This is a genomic window from Rhodovulum sp. MB263, assembly GCF_002073975.1.
In the GTDB taxonomy this organism is placed as follows: Bacteria; Pseudomonadota; Alphaproteobacteria; order Rhodobacterales; family Rhodobacteraceae; genus Rhodovulum.
The window spans coordinates 2,256,956-2,280,463 of the sequence record NZ_CP020384.1; the positions used below are offsets into that span (position 1 = coordinate 2,256,956).

A 23,508-nucleotide genomic window follows, 5' to 3' on the forward strand; every position below is an offset into this window, starting at 1 on the left:
GTCGATCAGCCGGTGCGGGGTATCACGCCCGCGCCGCTGCCCACCGGCGCCAGCTATCAGCGCGACTGGGAATGGCCGGAATGGGATCTCGAGGGGCTGACCTTCTATTCGACCACCGATCTGGGGGGCGGCGCCTGGCTGAAGACCAAGCTCTTCCACCATCAGTTCGACAATGTGCTGTCGGCCTATGACGACTACACCCATAGCAGCCAGCCGACCATGGCATCGGGTTTCAGCGTGTAAAGCAGCGTGGCCGCCGGCGGACCCGCCGCGAAGACCCGCCTTGGGTCGGCCGGCACCTCGATCTGGCGGCCGGTGGCGTCGGTGATCGTGCGGGTTTCGGCGGCCAACGCCGCCGCCACCCCCAGGGCAAGCGCCCCGGCCATCAGCGCGGCCAGGCGAAGGCGCATCATGGCAGGATGCCGAATTCGGGCTTGAGATCGACCAGCGGCGTGCCGTCGATGCAGTCGAGCCCGCGCACCGTCAGGACATTTCCCTCGACATGCAACAGCCGGACAAGCGACGAGGCAATGGGGTTCGGGCGAAGCGGCGAGCGCAGGGCGAAGGTTCCCCGCGAGCCGTCGCCGAAGGAGGGGTTCTGCCGCACGATATCGCGCCGCGACAGATGCATCCAGTACAGGACCTGCATCCGGTCCTTGCCCGCGACGCCCTCGAGCACCGAATGCCAGCGGGCGTCCAGTTCGATCCGGCAATCGGGGCCGCCCACCGGATCGCCGCGCCTCGGGCAGTCGGCACGCTGAGTCCAGGGCGTGCGGATCCGGCCGATGAACCACAGACCGGCGTCGAAGGCGTCGGGTACGGCCACGCATTCCTCATGCGGACGCAGGCTATCGGGGGCGGCCAGGGTCATGAGCGTCGCCCCGCTTGTGCCAGTGGGCGCGTCCCGTGGACCCGGCGGTCTGAAGGCCCTGCAGGATGCGAGACGCCCCACCCCGTTCCGTCACGTTCTTTCGGCGTCATCGTCCTTCGCTCTCCTGCCATCTTTTCTGCCGGTCCGGGCGGGAGCGTCTTTTCGACGGCGCGGTCCGGCATTCGCTATATTGCCAGCATATATAGCGATGCGCAAAGCAGCAGGGTCAAGGGCACTTCCGCGTCGACCGGTGGCCTCACGGTCGGGGGCCAATGGGTCTGCCTGATTGTTGGGCATCTTGCCGCCACACCGGCATGGCCCTGCGGAATGCGGTCCATGAGGACAGCTTATCGGCAGCATCGGCCTTCGCCGCCCCGAAACGTCGGCGCGCCGATATCGGTCATCGCGGGCGCTCGCGACGGGGGAACCTCCTGCCAACGGCGTGACGTCTTGCGGATGGGAATGACGGCGAGGCCGCCTCACTCGTGGATCGCGAGGCGAGAGCGATGGGTCCGCAACCTGCGGTGCGGCCCCGAGGCGTGCCGGGACCAGAGCGGCCACGAAGGCAGCCGGGACAACAGCAGGACCTCCGGAACGGGCGCCCTGCCCCCGGTGGCTTTCGGCTCAGACAGCCTCGGCGAAGGGGGCCGATCGCCATCCGGGTCCCCGAGCGTGAACCGAACCCCGGCCTGCGCCTCCTTCACCGGCATGGCATCATCCGCGACGATGATACGGGCCCTGGCCTTGTCGAGGGATCGCCACGCGGTGGCCGTACACTCCGGATGGCCCTCTTTTCGCGGCCCCGGGGCAAGGCCGACAGGCAGAGCCGGTCCGACAGCAGCGCCCGAACCGGCAAAGAAAAAGGCGGCGCCTCCGGAGAGACACCGCCCTTCAATTCCAGCAGGAAGGCCGTCGCTCAGACAGCTTCCTGAATGAACTTCACCGCATCGCCGAAGGTCTGGATGGTCTCGGCGGCGTCGTCCGGGATCTCGATCCCGAATTCCTCTTCGAAAGCCATGACCAGCTCGACGGTATCGAGGCTGTCCGCGCCCAGATCATCGATGAACGAGGCATTCTCGGTCACCTTGTCTTCCTCGACGCCCAGATGCTCGACGACGATCTTTTTCACGCGATCCGCGATGTCGCTCATTTCAATTCCTCACATTTGCTCAGGCAGCGAGCCCGTCTTCATGCTGTTGGCCGAGAGAGGCCACTTTTCCCCGCGCGGGCGCGGGAGATGCAAAGCGCGGGGTCCCCCCCGGGCAAAAACTGCGCCGCCTATAACACATCGTTTACACGACGCAAACGCTTTCGCGTCGCAGGCGGCGGCAGGCTCAGACCATCGCCATCCCGCCATTGACATGGAGCGTCGCCCCGGTGACGTAACCCGCCTCGGGACTGGCCAGATAGACCACGGCAGAGGCGATCTCCTCGGGGGTGCCCATGCGTCCCATCGGCACGGCGCCGAGGATGCCACCCTTCTGGTCGTCTGTCAGCTTGTCGGTCATCGCGGTGGCAATGAAGCCCGGTGCGACGCAGTTGACCGTGACCCCGCGCGAGGCGAGCTCATGGGCCAGCGATTTCGACAGGCCGACAAGGCCGGCCTTGGCCGCGCAGTAATTCGCCTGCCCCGGATTGCCGGTGGTGCCGACGACCGAGGTGATGTTGACGATCCGGCCCCAGCGCGCCTTCATCATGCCGCGCATCGCGCCGCGGCAAAGCCGCATCGCCGCCGTCAGGTTGACGTCCAGAACCGACTGCCAGTCCTCGTCCTTCAGGCGCATGAACAGCATGTCGCGGGTGATCCCGGCATTGTTCACGAGGATGTCGAGCCCGCCCATGGCCTCGGTCGCGGCCCTGGGCAGCGCCTCGACCGCCTCGGGGTCCGAGAGGTTGCAGGGCAGCACATGGGCGCGTTCGCCCAGCTCGGCCGCCAGTTCGGCCAGCGGCGCCTCGCGGGTCCCCGACAGGCCGACGGTCGCGCCCTGCGCATGCAGCCCGCGCGCGATGGCGCCGCCGATGCCGCCCGAGGCGCCGGTCACCAGCGCGGTCTTTCCGCTCAGATCGAACATGTGGTCATTCCTCCATTCATGCCGCCGCGTTCATGCCGTCGACGGCTGCGGTCACCTCTTCGGGCGTGCCGACCTGTCGGGTCGCGACCTCGCGCGCGATGCGCCTGACCATGCCCGACAGCGCCTTGCCCGCGCCGATTTCCCAGATCTCCGAGACACCCTCACCGGCCATCCAGGCGACGGATTCGCGCCAGCGCACGGCGCCGGTCACCTGCTCGACCAGCAGCGCCCGGATCATGCCCGGATCGGTCTCGCCGCAGGCGCGCACATTGGCCACGACCGGCACCAGCGGGGTCTCGATCTCGACATCGTCAAGCGCCTCGGCCATCGCCCGCGCCGCCGGCGCCATCAGCGCGCAATGGAAGGGCGCCGAGACGGGCAGCATCACCGCGCGCTTCGCGCCCCGCGCCTTTGCCAGCTCGACCGCACGTTCGACCGCCGCGGCATGGCCCGAAATCACCACCTGCGCCGGGTCGTTGTCATTGGCGGCCTGAACCACCTGCCCCGAGGCCGCCTCGGCCGCGATCTCGCGCACCGCAGCCAGATCGAGCCCCAGCAGCGCCGCCATCGCGCCCTCGCCAACCGGCACCGCCGCCTGCATCGCCTCGCCGCGCAGCCGCAGAAGCCGCGCGGTATCCGCGAGGCTGATCGCGCCAGCCGCGCACAGCGCGGAATATTCGCCCAGCGAATGGCCCGCCACGAAGGACGCCGCCGTCACCGACACGCCCTCGGCGCCCAGGGCCGCCATCGCCGCCATCGAGGTCGCCATCAGCGCCGGTTGCGCATTGCGGGTCAGCGTCAGCTCGGCCTGGTCGCCGGCCCAGATCAGCCCCGACAGGCTTTCGCCCAGCGCGTCGTCGACCTCTTCGAAGACCGCGCGAGCCTGCGGATAGGCCTCGGCCAGCGCCTTGCCCATGCCGATGGTCTGGGCCCCCTGGCCCGGAAATACGAATGCACGCATCGAGTGCCCCTTGCCCTGTCTTGTCTGGCGTCGATCTAACGGCTTGGTCCCGGCTTCACAAGCGCGCCGGGCCGCGGGACCGCCCGCGCGCCGATCGGCCGCGCCGCTCAACCGCGCCGATCAACCGTGGCGGGCGAGGAAGTCGGGCGCCGAGCGGTCCTCGACTTCACGGGCCTCGATATTGGCCACGTTCCGGCGTACCCGCGCGGCATGGCGGCGGGCCTCGACCGACTGGTTCGAGCCGCGCGCGATCTTGGCGGCAAGCTCCTGCTCCGAGCGGGTGTAGTAGTGGTTCAGCTGCAGGTGATCGGCCGAATAGAAGGCCGGATCGCTGCGACCCTTGTGATCGCCCTGCTCGCCCCGGTCGTTCCAGGTCACGGCCTGCCCGTCGATCCAGACGCTGTGCACCTTGAGCGCGGTGACCCGGGTCGCGTCGACCACGGTCTTGAAATTGGTCACCCCGCGCGCCCCACTCAGCGGCTCGGCGGCGCGGCGGGTGTAATTGGCCACGATCCCGCCCTCGGGCGGCGCGTCATGGCCGTTGCGGCCGAAATTATGCCAGGGCAGCGTGACGGACGGGATGTCGCCCAGATGGGCCAGCGCCGCATCGAGGCTGTCGGCCTGTTTCGGCACCAGGAATTCATCGGCATCGATGCAGGCCATCCAGCGATGGGCGCCGCCGAAATTCCGAAGCGCATGGGCATAGGCCAGCACCTGATTGTGGATCTCGCGCCCCGAGCGGCCGTCGTGAAGCTTCTGGTCCCAGGGCAGCAGCGTCAGCCTGTCGCCAAGTGCCGCCGCCAGCTCGGCCGCGGTGCCGTCGGTCGAGCCATTGTCATAGGCATAGACATGGGCCACTCCGGCAGCCCGGTGAAACTGGGCCCATTCGCCGATATGGCGTGCCTCGTTCTTCACGATCAGCACGATGGCAAGTCCGCGACGGCCCGGGCGGGGCGCGGGCGGCGCGAAGGACAGTTTGGTGATAGGCCGGTTGAAAAGCCCGCGCATGCTCGCTCCGTCTGGCTGGACGGCGCGACACTAGCGCCCGGGCGGCCGGGATGCCAGCCGCCCGCCCATCCGTCAGGTCAGTCCGCGTCCTTGCCCGCCTCGATCGAGATCTGGACCTCGACCTCGTCGCTGACATAGGGGACGTATTCGTCCATGCCGAACTCGGACCGGCTCAGCGTGGTCGTGGCGTAGAACCCCAGCCAGTCGCGCTTTTCCATCGGATGCTCGGCATGCTGGGTCAGCCGGGCGTCCAGGACCACCGGCTTGGTGATGCCGTTCAGGGTCAGCTCGCCGGTGATCTTCGCGGTGTCCTCGCCGGTCACGTCGATATCGGTCGAGGTGAAGGTCACCAGATCGTTCTCGGCCGCATTGAAGAAGGTGTCGGACATGAAATGCTCGAACCGCGCTTCCCAGCCGGTGAACAGCGCCTCGGTCGGGATCGAGACCGACACCCGCGAGGCCGCCGGATCCTCGGCATCGAAGGACACTGTGCCTTCCCAGCCCGAGAACAGGTTCCAGGTGGTCGAGAAGCCGAGATGCTCATAGGAGAACAGCACCTGGCTATGGCTGGAATCGAGGCTGTAATCGACCGGCTCGGCGGCAGCGGGCAGCACGGTTGCGGCCATGAGGGCGGCAGCGGTCGCGGCGGGGATCAGGTTCATCGGATACTCCGTTTCTTTGGTCGTCAGTGGACCGGACAGGTCAACAGGTCGGCTGCAACCGGCCTGTGCGCAATTGCCAAGGGGATCACAGGCCCTGTTCGGCACCGAACAGAGCATCGGCAAAGACCCGCCCCGCCCTCTGCCCCGCCCTGCCGGCGCGCGCGCCTTGCATCGCATGGCAATCCCTGTATAAGGCGCGGGTCCTTCCAACCGAATGGTATCCGGTGCGACCTCTCGTGGGCGGGCGGAAGGTGTCGAAAGACCTCGCCCTATGAAGTGCACCCGCAACAGAACTGGAGTATGCATGCCGCTTTACGAGCATGTCTTCATCGCGCGCCAGGACCTGTCCAACGCGCAGGCCGAGGGCCTTGTCGAACATTTCTCCACCGTCCTCGCGGATAACGGCGGCAAGGTCGTCGACAGCGAGTACTGGGGCGTCAAGACGATGTCCTACAAGATCAACAAGAACCGCAAGGGCCATTACGCCTACCTGCGCACCGATGCGCCCGCGCCGGCAGTGCAGGAAATGGAACGCCTGATGCGGCTGCACGATGACGTGATGCGGGTTCTGACCATCAAGGTCGACGCGCATGAAGAAGGCCCTTCGGTGCAGATGCAAAAGCGCGAAGAACGCGACAATCGTCGCGATCGCCGTTGACCCGTCGCCTGAGCAAAGGAGCCTAACACATGGCCGCAAAACCGTTTTTCCGCCGCCGCAAGGTCTGCCCCTTCTCCGGCGACAACTCGCCGAAGATCGACTACAAGGACACCCGCCTGCTGCAGCGCTACATCTCCGAGCGCGGCAAGATCGTGCCCTCGCGGATCACCGCCGTCTCGTCCAAGAAGCAGCGTGAACTGGCCCGCGCGATCAAGCGCGCCCGCTTCCTCGCCCTGCTGCCCTACGCCGTGAAGTAAGGAACGACCCCATGCAAGTGATCCTTCTGGAACGCGTGGCCAAGCTCGGCCAGATGGGCGAGGTCGTCAACGTCAAGGACGGCTATGCCCGCAACTTCCTGCTGCCGCAGGGCAAGGCGCTGCGCGCCAACGACACCAACATCGCCCGCTTCGAGGCCGACAAGGCCCAGCTCGAGGCGCGCAACCTCGAGACCAAGAAAGAAGCCGAAGCGCTCGCCGGGAAACTCGACGGTCAGCAATTCGTCGTGATTCGTTCCGCCTCGGATGGCGGCGCGCTCTATGGCTCGGTCACGCCCCGCGACATCGCGGATGTCGCGACCGAGGCCGGCTTCTCGGTCGACCGCAAGCAGGTCGTGCTGGCCGGTCCGATCAAGGATCTGGGCCTGCACGACGTGCATGTGCTGCTGCACCCCGAGGTCGACGTGACCGTGTCGGTCAATGTTGCCCGCTCGACCGAAGAGGCCGAACTTCAGGCCTCGGGCAAGTCGATCCAGGACCTCGCCGCCGAGGAAGAAGCCGCGGCCGAATTCGAGATCCAGGAACTGTTCGACGATATCGGATCGGCAGCCTCCGACGACGAGGACGACGAGCAGCGCTGATCACCCGCTCGACGCCATTCGGCACAGACATCGCGCCGTCCCCGCCTCCGGGGGCGGCGCTTTCCGTTTCGGCGGACGGCTCCGGCCCTGGCGCGCCCTGATGCATCTGCGGACGGCTCGATCCCCCGATCCGAAGCGACACTTCCCCGACAGGTTTCCCGATCTCCGAAAGCGCCTTTGCGGGACGGCGACGCCCGCGCCCGCCCGGCAGCACAAGGTCACTCTTCCAGGCCGGGACCGGGGACCATCCCCGCCCCTCTCCGAAACTCGCTGTGGCCCTTCGCAGACCGGATTCCGCCGCCCCTGCCCGGCCGTTTTGCAGCCTCTGCCGCGCATGACGGTCGCGAGAGCGAGCCAAGGTCCATGCGGTATCTCTTGTCGCAAAAAGCCGAAGGCCACTGCCCCCGGCACGGCCCCCAAGACGTCGTCCTTCACCGCCATGGCACGCCCGGACCCCGGCCAGCGGAGGAAAGCTAGAACGCGTCCGAAGTCATGCAAAAGGCCGCCCCGGGGGGCGGCCCTTCTTCATCCCGGAACCTGCCTCCGGCCGCGGGGCCGGAGAGGTGCCTCATTCTTCCTCGAGCTTCTCGACCGCCGCCTGCAGCTCGTCCTTGCTGACCGGCTTCTCGGTCACCTCGGCCAGCTCGAAGACATAGTCGACGACCTTGTCCTCGAAGAGCGGCGCGCGGATCTGCTGCTGCAGCGCCTGGTTCTGACGGACATATTCGAAGAACTGACGTTCCTGTCCGGGGAACTGGCGCGCCTGGGCCAGAACCGCCTGGGTCATCTCGTTATCCGAGACCGACACCTCGGCCTTGCGGCCGATCTCGGCCAGCAGAAGGCCCAGACGCACGCGGCGCTCGGCCAGTTTCAGATGCTCTTCGGTCGGCTCGATCTCGCCATGGTCGTGGCCGTGATCGTCGGGATGCTCTTCATGGTAGAGCTGGTGGGCGATCTGCCCGGCCTCGGCCTCGAGCAGGCTCGGGGGCACCTCGAAGCTCACCGCGGTATCGAGCGCATCCAGAAGGGCGCGTTTCATCACCGCGCGGGCGGCCCCGCCGAATTCGGTCTTCAGACGCTCGGCGACCTGGGCTTTCAGACCGTCGAGATCCTCGGCGCCGAACTGCTTGGCCAGATCATCGTCGATCTCGGCAGGCTTGGGCGCCTTCACGGCCTTCACGGTGACGTCGAAGGTGGCTTCCTTGCCCTTCAGGTTCTCGGCGCCGTAGTTCTCGGGGAAGGTGACGGTGACGGTAACCTCATCCTCGGCCTTGGCCCCGACCAGCTGCGCCTCGAAACCGGGAATGAAGCTCTCCGAGCCCAGCACCAGCGGGTAATCCTCGGCCGAGCCGCCCTCGAAGGGCTCGTCGCCCAGCTTGCCGACGAAGTCGATGATGACCTGATCGCCATCCTTGGCCTTCGAGCCCTTGCGGCGATCGGCATAGGTCTGGGCGGTGCCGGCCAGTTTCTCCAGCGCCTCGGTGATCTCGGCCTCGGCCGGTTCCACCACCAGCTTCTCGAGCTTGATCGACTTGAGATCGGCCTCGGGGATCTCGGGCAGCGCCTCGTACTTCATCTCGACGGTGACGTCCTCGCCGGGCTTCCAGTCCTCATTGGTCATCTTGACCTCGGGCTGCATCGCCGGGCGGTCACCGGTTTCCTCGAAATGGCTGCTCATGGCGCCGTCGATGGTTTCCTGCATGGCCTCGCCCATCAGGCGCTCGCCGAACTGCTTCTTGAGAAGCGGCATCGGCACCTTGCCCTTGCGGAAGCCCTTCATCTCGATCTGGGGCTGGGCCTCGGCGAGCTTCTCGTTGACCTTCGCCTCCAGTTCGGCGGCGGTCACGGTGATCGTGTAGCCCCGCTTCAGGCCGTCTTTCAGGGTCTCGGTGACCTGCATCTGCGTATCGTCCTTTTCATCCATTTCAGCTGGAACCGGCGGGGCAAGCCCCTCGGGCCTTGCGGCGCCAGCCCCCAAAATTCGACGCCGGTCGTTCGGAAACAACCACTTGCTTTCTCCGCGTCCACGAGCCTCGGCACGGCAGGCTTCGTCCCCCGGAAACGCTTCCGGCGCCTTCTACGCGAGCATCTGCCGTGGGGCAAGGGGCTCGACGGCGCGAAGCGGCCTTGCGCAAGCGCATGCGCAGGCCCGGGCCCAGACCCGGCCCCCGGGCGGGCTCAGAGCCCATAGAGGTCGGGAAAGCTGACCTTGCCGCTCCAGGAAAGATACAGAAAACTGCCCTCGTCGGTGTCGATCCGCACACAGCGCGACAGCAACCAGTTCCGCGCCGCCGGGCCATCGGCGCAATCCGGGATCTCGCCCAGCGAGCGGCCGAGCGAGACGAAGCCCGCAACGATGGCCGAGGCCGCCGAGCTGCCCCCGAAACGGCAGAAATACGATCCGAACTCGCGCAATCCTCCTGCCCGTTCGTCGCTGGCAAGGGCGCTCTAGGTGGTCAGTCCCGGCATTTGGTGGATGAATCGCGCCGGGTTTGCCGGAGGCTGATTGTCGTTAGTTACGCGGCCATGTTCTCAGTTTCCAGAGCCGCGTAAAAGTTGGCCTCTACCTCGGCTGGCGGGATGTTCCCGATAGGTTCGAGCAGGCGGAGGTTGTTGAACCAATCGACCCATTCCAACGTCGCGTATGCGACGGCCTCGCAGCTCTGACAGCGTGCGTGGTCGTGGCGCTCCCGTGACGAACCTGGCCCATAATCCTTCCTTCCATTCCTGAGAAAGGATCACAGCATCAAACCTTGGGATCAAACACCTAAGATGGTGACCCGGCGATGCATGCGTTGGGCTCTTTCCGGTAGTTCGCGGCATAAGGCGCGAACGGCCGCTCTGAACCGACTTCAGGGTCAGTCACCTGACACAAAAGTCGGTTTTGCTTGGCCCGGGCCGCGACCGACAGACCTGCGGCAAAGCGTACGCAGTGAATGCTTCTCAGCCCCGCAACGACCCGTTATAGCCGCCCGGCACAAGGAGACCGCCAGCCATGCCCGAGCTATTCCCCGAACGCGGCGAGCCCGTGATCCGCACCATCGCCATGCCCGCCGATACCAACCCCGCGGGCGACATCTTCGGCGGCTGGCTGATGTCGCAGATGGACCTTGCCGCGGGCAGCGTGGCCGCGCGTGTCTCGCGCGGGCGGGCGGCCACCATCGCTGTCGAGGGGATGCAGTTCCTCAAGCCGGTGAAGGTCGGCGACGAGGTCACGCTTTACGCCGATCTGGTCCGGCGCGGGCGCAGCTCGATGACCATCGAGGTCCGCGCCTGGCACCGCCCCCGCTGTCAGGAATGGAGCGAGCAGGTGACTCAGGCCACCTTCACCTTCGTCGCGATCGACGAGAACGGCCACTCGCGTCCCCTGCCCGATCCGATCCAGGCCGGCTGAGCCCCGGGCGGCGGGCGCAGCGACGCCCGCTCAGAAGGCCTTGCCAGTTCAGAACGCTTTGAAAGTCAGCGTCGTCAGCGAGCGGTCGATGCCGGGAATGTCGAGCAGATTGTCATTGATGAACTTGCCGACATCCTGGTCCTTCGGAATGTAGAGCTTCATCAGCAGGTCGAAATCGCCGCTGGTGGAATAGAGCTCGGAATGAAACTCGCGCAGCAAGATTTCCTCGGCCACCTCATAGGTCTTGCCCGGGCGGCAGCGCAGTTGCACGAAGACGCAGGCGGTCATGGGGGGCTCCTTCTCGGCTGATCCGGGCCAAACCTACCAGAGCCCCCGCCGCCTTCAAGCCGCAATTGCCCCGCCGCAACCCGGGCCCAGCCGTGGCCTGGCTCTTGGCCCCGCGCCCGGGCGCGCCTATAAGCGGCAGGAACAAACTGGCGGAGACGTCCATGCGGACAGCGAAAATCACGCGCAAGACGGCCGAGACCGAAATCTCGGTCGAGCTCGGGCTCGACGGCACCGGCCGCTACGATATGGCCACCGGGGTCGGCTTCTTCGATCACATGCTCGACCAGCTCGCGCGCCATTCGCTGATCGACATGAGCGTGCGCTGTCAGGGCGATACCCATATCGACGACCATCACAGCGTCGAGGATGTGGGCATCGCGCTCGGCCAGGCTCTGGCAGAGGCCTTGGGCGACAAGCGCGGCATCCGCCGCTACGGGTCCTGCCTGTTGCCGATGGACGATGCGCTGCTGCGCGCGGCGCTCGATCTGTCGGGACGACCCTATCTGGTCTGGAATGTCGATTTTCCGACCCAGAAGATCGGCAGCTTCGATACCGAGTTGGTGCGCGAATTCTTCCAGGCGCTCGCCACCCATGGCGGGATCACGCTTCATGTCGACGCCCTGCACGGGCTCAACAGCCACCATATCGCAGAGGCCGCCTTCAAGGCCGTGGCCCGCGCACTCCGCGACGCGGTCGAGACCGATCCGCGCAAGGCCGATGCCATCCCCTCGACCAAGGGAGCGCTCTAGACCGATGCTGACGGCGATTGTCGATTACGAGTCGGGCAACCTGCATTCCGCCCGCAAGGCCTTCGAACGCGTCGCCCGCGAGACCGGAGCGGGCGAGGTCGCGATCACCTCGGACCCCGAGACCATCCGCCGGGCCGACCGCATCGTGCTGCCCGGCGACGGCGCCTATCCGGCCTGCCACCGCGCGCTGTTCGATCATCGCGGCGTGTTCGAGGCCATCGAAGAGGCGGTGATCTCGGGCGGGCGTCCGTTTCTGGGCATCTGCATCGGCATGCAGATGATGGCCAGCCGCGGGCTCGAATATGAAGAGACCCCCGGCTTCGACTGGATCGGCGGCGAGGTGGTCCGGATCGCGCCCGAAGACCCGCATCTGAAAGTGCCGCATATGGGCTGGAACGATCTGGTGATCGACAGCCCGCATCCGGTGCTCACGGGCATCTCGACCGGCGATCACGCCTATTTCGTCCATTCCTACCATTTCCGCGTCGCCGACCCCGCCCACCGGATCGCCCATTGCGACTATGGCGGGCCGGTCACTGCCATCGTCGGGCGCGGCACCACCATCGGCACACAGTTCCACCCCGAGAAAAGCCAGGCGACCGGGCTCCGGCTGATCGCCAATTTCCTCGGCTGGGCGCCCTGATCCTAAGCGCCCTGAGCCTCAGCCACCGGGAAACACCCGCCGGGCCAGAAGCACCCGCGACAGCGCGGTCACGAAACAAAGCGCGCCGAAGCCCCAGGCCAGCGGCGCGAACCAGGACGGGAACAGACAGATCGCCACGAAAAACGCGATGGTCTCGGTCCCTTCCAGCAACCCGCCGGAGAAATAAAGCGACTTCGTGCCGCGCGCGCGGGTTTCCATGCTGCGGCGTTCGGCCAGGATCGCGAAGCCGAGAAACGTCGCGCCATTGACATAAAAGCTCGTCAGCAGAAACGCCCCGGCCGCCCCGTTCGCCGCCGGATCCATCAGCACGAACCCCAGCGGCACCGCGCCATAGACGAGAAAATCGGCCACGATGTCGAGATAGCCACCGAAATCGGTCTTGCGCCCGGCCCGCGCCACCGCCCCGTCAAGCCCGTCGGCCAGCCGCCCCGTCAGCAGCGGCACCAGCGCAAGCCCGGGCGCGCCGAGCGCAACCATCGCCGCCGCCAGAAGCCCGGCCCCCAGCCCCACCAGCGTGACGGCATCCGCCGTCACCCCGCGCGCCGCAAGCCGGATCCCCAGCCTGTCGAGCGGCGGGTCGATCAGCCGTCGCATGAGCCCGTCCAGCATGCCCTGCCCTCCTCTGCCGGTCCCAGACTGCCCTTGCCAGAGCGTCGGCTGCAAGCCGCTGCGCTCCATTTCCCAGGGCCTGTCTTGGGGACGCAATCCGGTCCCGTTCGAGCCCCTCCGCCACGCTTGTCCCCGCCCGACCTGTCCCCATCTGGTCGGCAAGCGCGGCCGCATCCAGCGCATGCCCTGTTCCTAGGCTTCCGGGGCATCCGGAACGGAGGTACCCCCCAGTCGCATCCGAGGCCTCGACCCCTGGTCTGACAGCCGGCATCCGGGACAAAAATCCGAAGGCAGGTTTCGACAATTCCTATTGCGCCCCGTGCCCGAGCTGACTAAGAGGGCGGCGTGGCGGGTATGGTGTAGTGGTAGCGCGCCGGCTTCCCAAGCCTGAAGTGCGGGTTCGATTCCCGCTACCCGCTCCAGACTACCTCAAGAACCGTTTTATCCGATTTGGTCTATAGCCTTCGATCTGATGGCCGGTGCCGCCTTGCCTGACTGAATGGCATGGCGCGACATGGCGGCGCAGGCCCGCCGCCGCAAAGAAGTGACACCCGTCGCCGAAAGCGAGGGCGGGCAGCGCGCATGACAGCTGCCTCGGTCAAGCCAACCCTGGTCGAAAGCACCCAGCCCCACCATCCCGACGCTCTCTGTCCAAAGCCGGGCCGGGAGGTCAGGCGATCTCTGGTCCGGGCATGTCCGAAAGGGGATAAGGCCCCGATACCGCAGATAGCGGTGGTGAACACGGGGCCTGTCGTGCCATGGGCGGACGCGGGATGCGCGCAGGCCCGGTCACGGCATCTGCCCGATGATAAGGCCAGCTCCCGAGCGGCTCATCTCCGCGCCGTGCGCCCATTTCCCGGGACAGGAGGCCTAGAAATCCTGCCATCCCGCGTCGTTGACGGCGCGTTTCGGCGGCTCGAACTCTGCGGCGGCGGGCGGTGCTGCCGCCGGGATGGCGGTTGCCGTGCGGGGACGGACGGAGACGGCGGAAGCGGGCCCTTTCAGGCGGAACCGGGCGACCAGGGTCTGCAGATTGCCCGCCTCCTGCTTCATGGTCACCGCGGCGGCATTCGCCTCCTCGACCATGGCCGCGTTCTGCTGGGTCACCTTGTCGAGCTCGTTCACCCCGACATTGATCTCGCCCAACCCGACCGATTGCTCCTGCGCGCCGGTCGCGATGTCGGCGATCAGCGCGGCGATATTGCCCACCCGTTCGACGATGTCGGTCAGTGCCTCGCCGGTGCGGTTGACCAGCCCGACGCCGGTCTCGACCTGATCGGAACTGGTCGAGATCAGGGTCTTGATCTCCTTGGCGGCCTCGGAGGAGCGCTGGGCGAGGGCCCGGACCTCGGAGGCCACGACGGCAAAGCCGCGCCCGGCCTCGCCGGCGCGGGCCGCCTCGACGCCCGCATTCAACGCCAGCAGGTTGGTCTGGAACGCGATATCGTCGATCACGCCGATGATCTGGTTGATCCCGTCCGAGGATTTCTTGATCTCGGCCATCGCCCCGATGGCCTCCTTGACCACGAGGCCAGACTGCTCGGCATTGCCGCGCGCCTCGCGCACGACATCCTCGACCTTCGCCGCGCCATCGGCCGCCGCGCGGACGCTGGCCGTCATCTCGTCCATCGCGGCCGCGGTCTGCTCCAGCGTCGCGGCCTGGTTCTCGGTGCGGCGCGACAAGTCGTCCGAGGCGCCCGAGATTTCCTCGGCGCGGGTGGTGATCTCTGTCGCGTTCTCGACGATCTCGCCCATCAGCGCGTTCAGCGTCTCGACCGTCGCGTTGAAATCCTGGCGGAGCTGTTCGTATTCCTCGGCAAACCTGGTATCGATGGTGCTGGTCAGATCGCCCTCCGACAAGGACCGCAGCCCCGAGGCCAGATCGGCGACCACCCGCTCCTGTTCGCGGCGGTCCTCATCGCGCGCCGCAGCCTGGCGTTCGGCATCGGCAAGCTTGTCGCGGAAGGCGGCCAGATTGCGCCCCAGATCGCCGATCTCGTCGCGGCGACGCGCCTCGGGAATGGCGGTTTCATACCGCCCATCGGCAACATCGCTCATGGAGCCGACAAAGCTCGACATCGGCCGGGTCACGCTGCGCACCAGAACATAGGAGACCGCAACGAGGATCAGCATGCCCGCGATCAGCGTGATCGCCGAGGCCCGCCGCATGCTGGCCAGTTCGGCTTTGATATCGGAGACATAGGCCCCGGTTCCGACGATCCAGCCCCAGGGCTTGAATGCCTGCACATAGCCCAGTTTCATCTCGGGATCGGACTCGCCAGGCTTCTTGAACCAGTATTCGACCGATCCCGAGCCATCGCGCTGCGCGACATCGTGCATTTCCTGAAAGAGCTTCAGCCCATTGACATCGGCATAGTCGGTCTTGTCGGTCCCGACCCAGTCGGGCATCGTCGGATGCGCGGTGACGACCAGATCCTTTGTCAGCGCAAAGACATAGCCCGAGGCTCCGAAACGAAGCGCCTCCAGCAGCTCACGCCCCCTCGCCTCGGCCGTGGCCCTGTCGATCTCTCCCGCTGCGACCCTGTCCTGCAGCCCCGACAGGAGCGAAATCGCCGCATCGGTCATGCCCTTAAGCTCTGTCTCGCGCATCTCATAGGCGTTCTCGACAGCCCGCGACAGCAAGAGAACAGAGAGAAGCGCAGAGAGCGCAAGTGCCACAACGACAATGGAGTAGATCCGAAACGGGATCCGGTACAGGAAAGCGGGCATTTGAGCTATCTCCAATTGATCATGGCGACGCTTCATAGCGCAAAAGGTTTAGAAAACGTCCTACATCGCAAATCTAAGTAAATGAGCGGAAAGGCATGGGCGTTGATGAAGAGCGGAGAGAGTTACCGAGCTCCGGCCATGGCGGCGTAACGTCGGTCAGCAGTCGCGAGGTCGTCGGAGCGGAGGAGGGCTGAGAGCAGCTTGGCGCAACGGTCGCGAGACAGGGTCGGAAAACCAGAGCGCAACAGAGTGCCTTCGAACACGCGGCTCTGATTTGGGTCCGCCCCACGAACACCATGCGGGCCCGCAGCATGACGATGGCCGTATCACGAGGCCGGATACATGTCAGCACCCGACACCGCGCCAGATTGCTCCGAAAAGGCGCTCTTGCGTCGCGTCGGGTTGCCCCAGGTCGGCTTCGAGCTTCACGACCACATTCCATACCAATAGGTTTCTGTCTCAAGCCGGCTCATATAATGTCTTTGGTTAGGAACGCATCGGCCAACGCTGCGACGCCTGTTGGTCGGAACCTCTGCGCCTACATGTGCAGGCGCACATGTTTGAGCTTGTCGGGATTCCTCATGATCCAGATCGCTTCGATCCGGCCGCGCCGGATCGAGAGGGCGGTGGTCTGCAGGACGTCCCCTTCAACGGACACAAAGCCGGGCGAGCCGTTGATCCACCGAAGCGGAGGGCAGGGTCCGGGCGGAAGTGTCCGCTTTCTGGCAAGGCCGGCGAACAGGCGGGCAGCGTCGCGAGACCCGTTCAGCACGTTGATGGCCGCTTTCACCCTGCCGCCACCATCGGTGTGAACCTCGATATCCTCGGCAAACAGGGCAAGCAGACGATCCATATCGCCCTGCCGGCTTGCCTCCCAGAAGGCGGTGACGAGCGGATGATCCGTTTCGCTCGACGGTGGATCGGCAGGTTCGGCCCCGGCCAGCCTGCGCCGCGCCCGGGAGACGAGTTGCCGACACGCCGTGGGGGTCTTGTCAACGAGCAGGCCTATTTCCTCGAAACTGTAGTCGAAGGCATCGCGGAGAATGAACGCGGCCCGCATCTCGGGTGTCAGGCTGTCGAGGGTCAGGATCAGCGCGATGCCGACATCCTCGGTCAGGATCCACTCCTCTTCCGCGCCGGGGGCATGATCGGCGATCAACGGATCGGGCAGCCATGCCCCGACATAGGTTTCCCTGCGCACCCGTGCCGAGCGCAGATGGTCGAGGCACAGTCGCATGACCACGGTGGACAGCCACTGGGCCGGGCGGTCGATGCCGGACAAATCGACGTCACGGAATTTCAGCGCGGCGTCCTGGAGGATATCATCCGTCTCGGCCACCGATCCGGTCATGCGGTAGGCGAGCCCCGCCAGACGTCGGCGCTCGCCCTCGAAGATCTGACTATGCCGGTCAGCCTGCCGCATCTCGGGCCTCGCGCCGCGTGTGGACTTGACGAAAGCCGACGGCAAAGCGGTTCCATGCGTTGATCATCGTGATCACGAAGGTCAGTTCGACCCGTTCACGCTCATCGAAGGATGCGGCCAGAAGCCTGTAGTCGGAATCCGGTGCGCCAGTCTGTTCGATGCGCGTCAAGGACTCGGCCCATGCCAGCGCAGCACGCTCGCGATCATCGAAGACCGGGCTTTCTCGCCATGCCGCAAGGACATCCAGCTTCTGCTGCGACACACCGGCCTGCCGCGCGGCAGGGGCATGCAGGTCAAGGCAGAAAGCGCAGCCGTTGATCTGCGACACGCGCATCTTGACCAGCTCACGCAGGGCTTCAGGCAGGGATAGGCCCTTTATCGTCTCTTCGGCCGCCATCATCGCCTTCATCGTGTCGGGCGCGGCCTTGTAGTAATTCATACGAGGGGTCATCGCTGTCTCCGTTCTCTGTCTATACTCACAAGACGAGACAGGATCGAGATCCGTGACACCAGGAGCAGCGTGTTGAGCGCCCGCATGCCCGCTTCGTCCGCCCTCCTGACCTTGGCGGCCAGAGTGCATGCTGCAACGGGGATGAACGGCCGCTTTCGTGATTTTGCAATCGGCAGGGGCCGGGGTGCCCAATGACCGCTAAAGACACATTGTGTTGAAAAACTCCGGCAGCGGTTAAGAGGCAGCCTGAATTTGGAACGTCATCCTTCACAGGGTAAAAAGAGGTCCGCTTAAGAGGCGATATCGCCGAAAATCGGAATGATTTCCAATGAGCCGGTACTCTGCAGCCACGAAAACGCGTTTTTCAACAGTATCGACAGCGAGCGCACCTGGGTGCTCTGGGCGGATACCGTTGAAAAACTCACTGGAGCATCCAAGGAGTGCCATTTCATGGGAAACGGTTCTGCTTGTGCGTGCCCCTGACTTGTAAAAAGTCATTTGCAGCCCGAGTGCAGAACAACGTTCCAACCCAAGATGGCTTCTCGGGCGCAGCGGGTGTTTTTCAACAATATCGGCGGGCAGCGGACCTTCCAGGCCGCCGCCGTGCATCGCGTGGCCTTCCCCGAACCGGACCTTCCCGGTGACCGAGACGATCGCATCAAAGGGCATCATCCAGAACCTGCCATTGTCCGAGCGAGCGCGACGATGACATCGGTTGCGTAGTACGCGTCTCCTTCCGGCACGATGGGGCAAGGCCCTGCGCAACGCTTTCATCGCGCGCCATTGTGCGGCCGTCTGGGTACCGCTGCCGGATCATGCGGATATCGTCGGCATCGAGGCACAGGTCATCGCGCTTGCGCCCCACGACATGATCGCCTGGAACCGGCACGGAATGGATCCCTACTTGGAGCCGACCGCGCTTGCCGATGCCCTGATCGAGGAGCTGGACCTCAGCCCCTTCGAGCGCGCTTCCCTTGGACGGCAGCTTGCGCGGTTCCGTGAGGATGCCCGAGAGGCCCGCCGGAAGGGCTGACCCGCGCGCGTGGGGGGCACGAAACCGGGTTCGTTTTGGACCCGGTTTTTTGTGACGGTGGGTGTCGCGCGCGTGGGGGTGCTGAGCATCTGCTAACGGTTTGCAGATGGACGCCGACGCTGACCCGCACGCGTAGGGGCACGGTGACGCATCTGGCAACGGTTGCCAGATAGACGCCGACGCGGCACAGGAGCGGGGCGAGGTGGCGACACGCGAGAACAACCCCGGCTCTATGGGGCATGTTGGGGACGACAACATGCCCCCCGCAACATCCGCCGACCTCGGCCTGCGCCGCGACGAGATCCATGAGGCGCGGTGCGAGGCTCACTGGGGAAATCCCCAGTGACGAGCCGCGCGGGAGTGCATTTTGGAGATGATGGGTGCAACGTAGGGCGCAGCCTTGCAGTGCCCCTAAAAGTCAAGAAAACCAATACCTTATAGGGTTAAGTGGCGGAGAGACAGGGATTCGAACCCTGGAGACGGTTACCCGCCTACACGCGTTCCAGGCGTGCGCCTTCGACCACTCGGCCACCTCTCCGTGATCGGTTGTCTACCCTCGGGCGGGGGCGCGATGCAAGAGGAGTTTGATCGTTCCCCGCAACCTCGCCCGTGACGTTCCGATAGGGCACGAATCCGGGCCAGACCAGAGCTCAGAGCGAGGCCGGAACCGTGCCGGAGAAGGACTTCGGTCGGAAAGGTCGTCGCGGGATTTGGGGCCAAGTGGCAAGCTTGAACGCCTGACGAAGACTGCCCGGAGATGACGATACGGAAACGCGCTTTCTGCGGAGTTCAAGGCGAAGCTGGCCCACGAGGCGGTCCGCGAGGATCTCATGACGGCCGGGTTGGCCAGGAAGTAAGATCTCCCCCACCATGATCAGCGGTTGGAACCGGACGGCGACCGAGAACATGAACCGCGCCGACTTGCCCGGAGGGCATTTCGTTCAACGCGTCATGCGACCTTGGCCATCGGCTGCATGCGAAATAGATGCCGCCGGGAGGGTGCAGCTGGACCAGGGCTGCGCCAGCCCGGATACGGACAAGGCGGAGATGGTCCCGCGCTGCGCGGGGGCGCCACCGAGGTCGTCTTGACGAGCCCCTTTCCGGCGTCGCGCTCGGCCTCGGGGCCCAATCACCGGAAGATCGCGCGCGATCAACGCATTCGGCGCCGCCTCGGCTGCGTCCTTGTCTTCGCGCGCCTCGGGCCTGCAGAAATAGAGCCGGCCGATCTCGGCGCAGATGGCACCGCCGGAGACCGGACGCGGAACGATCACCGAAAGAAGCAGCGCGATATAGGGCCCGCAGCGGCGGTTCCGGCCGAGTTGCTGGACAAGCCCGGTATCGACCGACGGCAGCACCGCGCCCTCGGCCCCAGGTCCCCCCTGCCCCCGTCTTTGATGTATCAGTCACGGCCGCCCAGCCAGACCAGTCGCCCGCTATCGGCCGGGCTGGCCGCCGCCGCGCGGAAAGACAGGCGGCGGCGACAGCATCACGCCGCCCCGCTCATGGGTGCCCATGACAGCCGCACGCACCCGGACAGGGATGGCGGCGGCAGCGCGGGGCGGTCATCGGGGGCCGTCGGCGCCATCGACATCGCCATCGAGATCGGCCAGCGGTTCGGGCTGGGGATCGTCCTTCTGGCGCGGCAGGAACGGCGCTGGCGCCTGCGCCTGCGCTGCTGCGGGCCGGTCGCGCAGGCTTTCGGGGTTCCGGAGCCAGATGTCGCGCTGTGCGAAGGGGATCTCGAGCCCCTCCTCGGCGAAGCGCCGGGCGATCTCGTGGTTGAGCTCGGTGCGCACCGACAGCCCGTAATTGATGTCGCGCAGGATCACCCTCAGCTCGAATTCCAGCGCATCGGCGCCGAAGCCCTGGAACACCACCGAAGGGGCGGGATTGACCATGACCAGCGGGTGGCTTTCCCCGATTTCCATCAGGATCTTCTCGACCTTGCGGGTGTCGCTGCCATAGGCCACGCCGACCTTGAGGATCACCCGCCCGGTCAGGTTCTGCCGCGTCCAGTTGGTGACCTGCCCGGAGATGAGATCGGCATTGGGCACGATCACGTCGGTGCGGTCGAAGGTCTGGATCCGGGTCGAGCGGACCGAGATGTCCTTGACGGTCCCCATCACGCCGCCGACCTCGATCCAGTCGCCCTGACTGACCGGGCGTTCGATCAGCAGGATGATGCCCGAGACGAAGTTCTGCACGATGGTCTGCAGCCCGAAGCCGATGCCGACCGACAGCGCCCCCGCGACGATGGCCAGCGAGCTGAGATCGATCCCGGCGGCCGTTACCGAGACCACGCCGGCGAGGAAGATCCCGATATAGCCCAGGCCCGAGATCAGCGCAGTCTGGCCGCCCGGATCGATCTTGGTCTTGGGCAGCACGGTCGAGCGCAGCATGCCCTGCAACAGCCGGGTGCCCGCATAGCCCAGCGCGAAGACGATGGCGAAGGTCAGGAAGCTGGCGGGCGAGATCCGGGTGCCGCCAACCGCGAAACCGGTGGTGAAGCGTGCCCAGAGCTCGGTCAGGTCGGCCACCCGCGCGCCCCATATCAGCGCCAGCACCGGGATCGCCAGCAGTGCCAGCATCATCCCGATCAGCACCGGGATCAGGTCGCCGCCATTCTCGGGATCCTCGACATCGCGGCCCATCAGGATCGCGTAAATATCCGTCACGAAGCGCTGCAGCATCAGCAGGAAGCCGACCAGCGCAAGCGTCATGATCGAGGGATAGACGCAGAAATCGCCCGCCTCGGCATAGCCCACCGCCCCCAGCAGGGGTCCGACCAGCCCCGCGACGATTGCCGCGCGACCGAAGAAACCGGCGACACGGTTGCGATAGGGCCGCTCTTCAGAGCTGTCGGCCGCATCCGCCTGGACATGGACCAGCAGAAGCTGCCCCATCCGCGACAGCATCAGCCCGGCCAGAAGCAGGATCGGGAAGCTCAGCACCGCCACCGCCTCGGCGGGGTAGTCGTCGAGCTTGCTCACCTCGCGCGCCAGCATCGCCAGGGCCAGGATCACCCCGAGGATCCAGGAATTGAGCCGCCCCTCGGAGCGACGCTCGGGCGGCAGGGTCAGGATCTCGCGGCTCACGCCGATCTGGGCGAAGACCCGGCCGCCAAGCCAGCCCGCCGTGAAGACCGTCAGGCCGAGGATCGGCAGGATCTGCACCAGCCGCTCGCTGCGCAGGCCCAGCATCGCCGAGGATTTCAGCGCCCCCGCCAGCAGCACCACGCCGAGCGTCGGCACCACGATCTGCCCGAGAGAGGCGATGCCCGAGAACAGCGTCCGCCCCCTGCCCCGGCCGCGCTGGGCCAGGAACTCCGACAGCATCTCCATCCAGCGGCGACCGCGGACCGTCAGAAGCCCGGCCAGTGTCAGAAACAGCAGCGTGACCGGAAGGCCACTGCGCAGGGAGGCGCGTGCATTCGGGTTGTCCCAGTTCGCCGCGATCTCGTTGCCGACCTCGACCAGCGTGCCGCGGATCGCGGCAATCCCCTCGCCCCAGTTGACCGGGTTCACCGGCGAGGGTCCCAGTTGCAGCAGCTGATCGGCCTGACGCTCGCGAATGATCTGGTCGATCTCGCGGATCAGCCCGTCGGCCCGGCTGTAAGCCTCGACCGCCTTGAGGCTCGGCGCCTGCGCCTCGTTGAGCTGCTTGGTCAGCTCGGCCCGGCGCTGGGCGATCTCCCTCGGTTCGGTCTCGCCCTCGGCGGGCGGCTCGCCCAGGGCCGAGATCTGGTCGCGCAGGGTCTTGATCCGGGCCGAGTTCGTGTTCTGGGCATCGAGGAAGCGGGTCCGCCAGTCGACCAGCTCGCCGCGCAGCGTGTCGAAGGCGGCGGTCGAGGCCTTGCCCTCGGCCAGCACCTTCTCGGCCCGCGAGGCAGCCTTGTCCCACTGGGCGTAGTTCAGCTCCTCCTGCTGGCTCTGGGTCTCGGCGAAGGCGGGGACCGTGCCGCCATGCGAAAAGAGCGCTGCGGCGATGGCCAGCAGCAGAACGGCCAGGAAACGGGTTTTCATCCGGCAAACACCTCCGGCAGCGCGCCCTTGCGTCCCGTGCCCCCGGAGCGGTCCATCCAGGGCGGGACCGGCAGGTCCTTGCCGCGCAGGAAGTCCGGGTCGAACAGCTTCGACTGGTACCGCGTGCCATAATCGCAAAGCACCGTGACGATGGTATGGCCGGGGCCCATCTCGCGCGCCATCCGCATCGCCCCCGCCACATTCACCCCCGACGAGCCGCCGAGGCAAAGCCCCTCGCGCGCCAGCAGGTCGAACAGCACCGGCAGCGCCTCGTCATCGCCGATCCGGTAGCAGAAATCGGGCACCAGCCCCTCGAGATTGGCGGTGATCCGGCCCTGCCCGATGCCCTCGGTGATCGAGGAGCCCTCGGATTTCATCTCGCCGCTGGTGTAATGGCTATAAAGTGCTGCACCATGCGGATCGGCCAGCCCGATCTTCACGCCCCTGGGCTGCAGCGCCATCGCCGTGCCCGCCAGCGTGCCGCCCGAACCGACCGCGCAGATGAATCCGTCGACCCGGCCGCCGGTCTGCTCCCAGATCTCGGGGCCGGTGCCCTCGGCATGGGCCTGCCGGTTGGCGGTGTTGTCGAACTGGTTGGCCCAGATCGCGCCATTGGGCTCGGTCTTCGCCAGCGCCTCGGCCAGACGACCGGAATAGCGGACGTAATTGTCGGGATCGCGATAGGGTTTCGCGGGCACCTCGACCAGTTCGGCCCCGGCGAGGCGCAGCATGTCCTTCTTCTCGCGGCTCTGGGTCTCGGGGATCACGATGACGGTACGAAAGCCCATCGACGCCCCGACCAGCGCCAGCCCAATGCCGGTATTGCCCGCGGTGCCCTCGACGATGGTGCCGCCGGGGGCCAGCACGCCGCGCGCCACCGCATCGCGGATGATCGACAAGGCGGCGCGATCCTTGACCGACTGGCCCGGATTCATGAATTCGGCCTTGCCGAGGATCTCGCAGCCGGTCGCCTCGGACGGCCCCTTCAGGCGCACCAGCGGCGTGTTGCCGATCAGATCGGCCAGATCGCTCCGTATCGCCGCCATGTCGCTCTCCC

At 66.2% G+C, this 23,508-nt stretch carries 26 protein-coding genes, 2 tRNA genes and 1 pseudogene; 9 read left to right on the forward strand and 20 right to left on the reverse strand.

From position 1 onward, the window contains the following. Positions 1 to 12: 12 nt before the first annotated feature. Positions 13 to 243, forward strand: a complete 231-nt coding sequence (locus B5V46_RS20515; RefSeq protein WP_231119088.1) for a hypothetical protein — start codon at positions 13 to 15, stop codon at positions 241 to 243. On the opposite strand, the gene B5V46_RS10495 is transcribed toward B5V46_RS20515, so the two are convergent. From B5V46_RS10495 to B5V46_RS10530, 7 genes are all read right to left on the reverse strand, one after another. Beyond that, complete coding sequence (locus tag B5V46_RS10495) at positions 195 to 413, reverse strand: hypothetical protein (protein ID WP_080616556.1); 219 nt, start codon at positions 411 to 413, stop codon at positions 195 to 197. The genes B5V46_RS20515 and B5V46_RS10495 overlap by 49 nt on opposite strands. After that, entirely contained in the window at positions 410 to 871 is a 462-nt protein-coding gene (locus B5V46_RS10500) for an SAM-dependent methyltransferase (RefSeq protein WP_080616557.1), read from the reverse strand. The genes B5V46_RS10495 and B5V46_RS10500 overlap by 4 nt, the downstream gene beginning before the upstream one ends. A 916-nt stretch (positions 872 to 1,787) precedes the next feature. Then, a complete protein-coding gene (locus tag B5V46_RS10510; protein WP_042461627.1) occupies positions 1,788 to 2,021 on the reverse strand; it encodes an acyl carrier protein in 234 nt (77 codons plus the stop codon). Positions 2,022 to 2,205: 184 nt separating this feature from the next. Continuing rightward, entirely contained in the window at positions 2,206 to 2,943 is a 738-nt protein-coding gene (gene fabG / locus B5V46_RS10515; RefSeq protein ID WP_080616559.1) for a 3-oxoacyl-[acyl-carrier-protein] reductase, read from the reverse strand. Between the two features lie 16 nt (positions 2,944 to 2,959). After that, positions 2,960 to 3,904, reverse strand: a complete 945-nt coding sequence (gene fabD / locus B5V46_RS10520; protein ID WP_080616560.1) for an ACP S-malonyltransferase — start codon at positions 3,902 to 3,904, stop codon at positions 2,960 to 2,962. 120 nt (positions 3,905 to 4,024) lie between these two features. Beyond that, on the reverse strand, positions 4,025 to 4,912 hold the full coding sequence (locus tag B5V46_RS10525) for a glycosyltransferase family 92 protein (protein ID WP_080616561.1): 888 nt from the start codon (positions 4,910 to 4,912) through the stop codon (positions 4,025 to 4,027). Positions 4,913 to 4,989: 77 nt separating this feature from the next. Beyond that, positions 4,990 to 5,574 carry a YceI family protein gene (locus B5V46_RS10530; RefSeq protein WP_080616562.1) on the reverse strand — a complete coding sequence of 195 codons (585 nt, stop codon included), beginning with the start codon at positions 5,572 to 5,574 and terminating at the stop codon, positions 4,990 to 4,992. A 304-nt stretch (positions 5,575 to 5,878) separates the two neighbouring features. On the opposite strand from B5V46_RS10530, the gene rpsF reads away from it, so the two are divergent. The 3 genes from rpsF to rplI are packed head-to-tail and all read left to right on the forward strand — an operon-like array spanning position 5,879 to position 7,088. Next, positions 5,879 to 6,232: a 30S ribosomal protein S6 gene (gene rpsF, locus B5V46_RS10535; RefSeq protein WP_080616563.1), complete on the forward strand. Its 354-nt coding sequence runs from the start codon at positions 5,879 to 5,881 to the stop codon at positions 6,230 to 6,232. A gap of 29 nt (positions 6,233 to 6,261) precedes the next feature. Further along, positions 6,262 to 6,489 (forward strand): 30S ribosomal protein S18, encoded by a 228-nt coding sequence (gene rpsR, locus B5V46_RS10540; protein ID WP_042461615.1) that lies wholly within the window; start codon positions 6,262 to 6,264, stop codon positions 6,487 to 6,489. A gap of 11 nt (positions 6,490 to 6,500) precedes the next feature. After that, positions 6,501 to 7,088, forward strand: coding sequence for a 50S ribosomal protein L9 (rplI, locus tag B5V46_RS10545; RefSeq protein ID WP_080616564.1), 588 nt, complete (start codon positions 6,501 to 6,503; stop codon positions 7,086 to 7,088). Positions 7,089 to 7,656: 568 nt separating this feature from the next. Here rplI and tig read toward each other — a convergent pair. The 3 genes and pseudogenes from tig to B5V46_RS19780 all read right to left on the reverse strand — a co-directional run. Further along, positions 7,657 to 8,988 carry a trigger factor gene (gene tig, locus B5V46_RS10550; protein ID WP_080618017.1) on the reverse strand — a complete coding sequence of 444 codons (1,332 nt, stop codon included), beginning with the start codon at positions 8,986 to 8,988 and terminating at the stop codon, positions 7,657 to 7,659. 278 nt (positions 8,989 to 9,266) lie between these two features. Then, positions 9,267 to 9,503, reverse strand: a complete 237-nt coding sequence (locus B5V46_RS10555) for a hypothetical protein (RefSeq protein WP_080616565.1) — start codon at positions 9,501 to 9,503, stop codon at positions 9,267 to 9,269. A 101-nt stretch (positions 9,504 to 9,604) separates the two neighbouring features. Next, a pseudogene (locus tag B5V46_RS19780) lies at positions 9,605 to 9,748 on the reverse strand (IS3 family transposase); the annotation flags it as partial. A gap of 335 nt (positions 9,749 to 10,083) precedes the next feature. On the opposite strand from B5V46_RS19780, the gene B5V46_RS10560 reads away from it, so the two are divergent. Beyond that, the gene (locus B5V46_RS10560; RefSeq protein ID WP_080616566.1) at positions 10,084 to 10,482 is read left to right on the forward strand and encodes an acyl-CoA thioesterase; all 399 of its coding nucleotides are present in this window, start codon (positions 10,084 to 10,086) and stop codon (positions 10,480 to 10,482) included. Positions 10,483 to 10,530: 48 nt separating this feature from the next. On the opposite strand, the gene B5V46_RS10565 is transcribed toward B5V46_RS10560, so the two are convergent. Continuing rightward, positions 10,531 to 10,770 (reverse strand): Lrp/AsnC ligand binding domain-containing protein, encoded by a 240-nt coding sequence (locus tag B5V46_RS10565; protein ID WP_080616567.1) that lies wholly within the window; start codon positions 10,768 to 10,770, stop codon positions 10,531 to 10,533. Between the two features lie 161 nt (positions 10,771 to 10,931). Between B5V46_RS10565 and hisB the strand changes: the two genes are divergently transcribed. Next, the gene (hisB, locus tag B5V46_RS10570; RefSeq protein WP_080616568.1) at positions 10,932 to 11,519 is read left to right on the forward strand and encodes an imidazoleglycerol-phosphate dehydratase HisB; all 588 of its coding nucleotides are present in this window, start codon (positions 10,932 to 10,934) and stop codon (positions 11,517 to 11,519) included. A gap of 4 nt (positions 11,520 to 11,523) precedes the next feature. Next, the gene (gene hisH / locus B5V46_RS10575) at positions 11,524 to 12,162 is read left to right on the forward strand and encodes an imidazole glycerol phosphate synthase subunit HisH (RefSeq protein ID WP_080616569.1); all 639 of its coding nucleotides are present in this window, start codon (positions 11,524 to 11,526) and stop codon (positions 12,160 to 12,162) included. Positions 12,163 to 12,180: 18 nt separating this feature from the next. Here the strand turns inward: hisH and B5V46_RS10580 are convergent, their stop codons facing one another. Then, entirely contained in the window at positions 12,181 to 12,792 is a 612-nt protein-coding gene (locus B5V46_RS10580) for a CDP-alcohol phosphatidyltransferase family protein (RefSeq protein WP_080616570.1), read from the reverse strand. A gap of 348 nt (positions 12,793 to 13,140) precedes the next feature. On the opposite strand from B5V46_RS10580, the gene B5V46_RS10585 reads away from it, so the two are divergent. Beyond that, positions 13,141 to 13,214, forward strand: a tRNA-Gly gene (locus tag B5V46_RS10585). A gap of 448 nt (positions 13,215 to 13,662) precedes the next feature. Here the strand turns inward: B5V46_RS10585 and B5V46_RS10590 are convergent. The 4 genes from B5V46_RS10590 to B5V46_RS19785 form a co-directional block, all read right to left on the reverse strand. Next, positions 13,663 to 15,522 carry a methyl-accepting chemotaxis protein gene (locus B5V46_RS10590; RefSeq protein ID WP_080616571.1) on the reverse strand — a complete coding sequence of 620 codons (1,860 nt, stop codon included), beginning with the start codon at positions 15,520 to 15,522 and terminating at the stop codon, positions 13,663 to 13,665. Between the two features lie 538 nt (positions 15,523 to 16,060). Then, complete coding sequence (sigJ, locus tag B5V46_RS10595) at positions 16,061 to 16,945, reverse strand: RNA polymerase sigma factor SigJ (RefSeq protein WP_080616572.1); 885 nt, start codon at positions 16,943 to 16,945, stop codon at positions 16,061 to 16,063. Beyond that, entirely contained in the window at positions 16,932 to 17,384 is a 453-nt protein-coding gene (locus tag B5V46_RS10600; protein ID WP_231119089.1) for a carboxymuconolactone decarboxylase family protein, read from the reverse strand. The genes sigJ and B5V46_RS10600 overlap by 14 nt, the downstream gene beginning before the upstream one ends. Before the next feature lie 279 nt (positions 17,385 to 17,663). Further along, positions 17,664 to 18,068, reverse strand: coding sequence for a hypothetical protein (locus B5V46_RS19785; protein ID WP_155774023.1), 405 nt, complete (start codon positions 18,066 to 18,068; stop codon positions 17,664 to 17,666). A 43-nt stretch (positions 18,069 to 18,111) separates the two neighbouring features. On the opposite strand from B5V46_RS19785, the gene B5V46_RS10605 reads away from it, so the two are divergent. Then, positions 18,112 to 18,429, forward strand: a complete 318-nt coding sequence (locus B5V46_RS10605) for a hypothetical protein (protein ID WP_080616574.1) — start codon at positions 18,112 to 18,114, stop codon at positions 18,427 to 18,429. A 448-nt stretch (positions 18,430 to 18,877) separates the two neighbouring features. Here the strand turns inward: B5V46_RS10605 and B5V46_RS10610 are convergent. The 4 genes from B5V46_RS10610 to B5V46_RS10625 form a co-directional block, all read right to left on the reverse strand. After that, positions 18,878 to 18,967: transfer RNA gene (locus B5V46_RS10610), tRNA-Ser, on the reverse strand. Positions 18,968 to 19,370: 403 nt separating this feature from the next. Then, positions 19,371 to 19,784, reverse strand: a complete 414-nt coding sequence (locus tag B5V46_RS10615; RefSeq protein WP_080616575.1) for a hypothetical protein — start codon at positions 19,782 to 19,784, stop codon at positions 19,371 to 19,373. A 207-nt stretch (positions 19,785 to 19,991) separates the two neighbouring features. Further along, positions 19,992 to 22,451: a DUF3772 domain-containing protein gene (locus B5V46_RS10620; RefSeq protein WP_155774024.1), complete on the reverse strand. Its 2,460-nt coding sequence runs from the start codon at positions 22,449 to 22,451 to the stop codon at positions 19,992 to 19,994. Further along, the gene (locus B5V46_RS10625; protein ID WP_080616576.1) at positions 22,448 to 23,497 is read right to left on the reverse strand and encodes a cysteine synthase A; all 1,050 of its coding nucleotides are present in this window, start codon (positions 23,495 to 23,497) and stop codon (positions 22,448 to 22,450) included. The genes B5V46_RS10620 and B5V46_RS10625 overlap by 4 nt, the downstream gene beginning before the upstream one ends. Between the last annotated feature and the right edge of the window lie 11 nt (positions 23,498 to 23,508).